3 protein-coding genes are annotated in these 1,845 nt (G+C 29.3%); all 3 read left to right on the top strand.

Going from position 1 to position 1,845, the window contains the following annotated elements; all coding sequences use genetic code 11:
• Positions 1-13: 13 nt before the first annotated feature.
• The 3 genes from AC1DUW_RS27505 (at position 14) to AC1DUW_RS27495 (ending at position 1,127) form a co-directional block, all read left to right on the top strand.
• Entirely contained in the window at positions 14-424 is a 411-nt protein-coding gene (locus AC1DUW_RS27505) for a phosphate-starvation-inducible protein PsiE (protein WP_053346278.1), read from the top strand.
• Between the two features lie 21 nt (positions 425-445).
• On the top strand, positions 446-799 hold the full coding sequence (locus tag AC1DUW_RS27500) for a Na-translocating system protein MpsC family protein (RefSeq protein ID WP_056523557.1): 354 nt from the start codon (positions 446-448) through the stop codon (positions 797-799).
• 148 nt (positions 800-947) lie between these two features.
• Positions 948-1,127: a hypothetical protein gene (locus AC1DUW_RS27495; protein WP_477644010.1), complete on the top strand. Its 180-nt coding sequence runs from the start codon at positions 948-950 to the stop codon at positions 1,125-1,127.
• The last annotated feature ends 718 nt before the right edge of the window (positions 1,128-1,845 follow it).

Here is a 1,845-nt window from a genome sequence, read left to right as displayed (position 1 = left end):
ATGGAGGGTACTGATGTTTGGGCCATACAGGTTAAAAAAAGCTAAGTGGCTGATAAAACTTTATCAAACGGTGTTGAATACATCATTGATTATTCTTAGTTTTATTCTTATATATTTTCTTTTTAGGCAACTTTACTACATTTCGAATGATGTTTATTGGGAAAATAAGGATGTTCATGGTATTTTCAGTAAAATTTTAATATTTTTCTTATATTTTGGATTCATTTCTATGATCGTACAATATTTCAGAGAAGATTACCATTTCCCATTAAGATATCTTATTTATATTGGGATTACAGCTACAATTCGATTTATCATAGTAAATAATGAAAATTCAATCCAGACTTTATGGTTAGCTGCTGTGGTATTTGTACTTACAATAAGTTATCTAATGTTACCTCACCTGGAAGCTAAAAATGAGTAAATGATAGATAGGAGAAATGGAATGAAAAAAAATAGAGAACATCAATTCAATATGTTACTTCGTGAAATACGCAAGGAATATGTTGGAAATGGACCAAAGGAAATCACTACTCGTCTTGTAGGTCCTTGGGTAATTAGTGAGATGAAAGGTAATCTGACTAATGTTGAAAAGTTTATGATTAGTTCGAGAGAAGGACAGCGTATGGTTCATGAAGCACGAACTAAATTAGTAAAGCAAATTTATAAGGATCCGGTGGTGTTGAAAAAAATTGAGGAAATGATGGATGCGAAAATTGTGAGTATCTTTACAGATATTAATATAGATACTGATACTGCGATGACAATTTATGTGTTTGACAAAACTTTACAGTGTTAATCATTACCATGCTAGTACTGAAAAGATAACCTTTTACCCTAAAAGCTACTGTTTGAAATATTTAAATGATTTAGGTGATCAAGTCATATTATCAGTATACCTATTTTTTGAATAAATCCTTTTGAAAGTTCCGGTGATTAAACATTCTATGGATATAAAAAAAATGATAGATATAACAGATAAAACAGAAGTTGATCCAGAATTACTTGTTTCCAAAGTAAACAGAAATCTCATAAACCTTTATAACAAAAAAGATATTGGAGATTACACAGAAATCTTAAATGATATGTTAATGTTAGCAGTTCAACTTAAATTTGATTTAGTTTAAAAGTATTTTGGTGCAGTTCCTATTGTTGCTGCAGATGAAAGAAATCAATTTCAAGAAATATTTAAGTGTCTAGGCACGAGAAGCAGCAATAAGGATTGGTATTTAAATTTATTTTCTTTATTTTTAGGAATGGCTTTTATTTTGAGGTTTGATATGAGTGATATTGAAAAGAATTTCTTTGAAAAGACAGGTACTTAATTCTTTTGAAAATGTAAAAAGTCTGGTTAATCACTCCAGTTTATATTTTAAGCTTTTACTATTAATAAAAAAATTATTTTATATGAGATTTCTTTGAAAAATTCTTCTAAATATAAAAAGATTAGAAGATAGTGATTTTCTTTTAGGTGAATTTTCATTGTACAAGATCTCTAGAAAGGAGATTTTGATGAAATCGATTGATCTTATAGTTACAGAGCTAAAGAAAAAGGGAATTAACGCTCAGAAAATCAATATGAGAAAGTCCAACATAGAATTTCGACAATCTAATGAGAAAAAATCCTAATTAGCAAATAAATCTTGCTAAGCCCTTAGGAAACTCAGAGTATCTTACTCATTTATTCATAAGCCGGTTTTTTGTAGAATAATAGAAAAAGGAAGGAAAATGAGGTAGATACAGATGGAAGGTAGAAAAATTGGATAAATACGGGTTAGTAGTAAGAATTAAAATTAAGGATGTCGGCTCGAAGCTATGAGAGAAAAGGGGATAGGCGACCAAGAC

This window comes from Peribacillus sp. P4_C12, assembly GCF_056402095.1.
The sequence above is the reverse complement of the archived record's forward strand: the minus strand, read 5'-3'. Positions and strand labels throughout refer to the sequence as shown.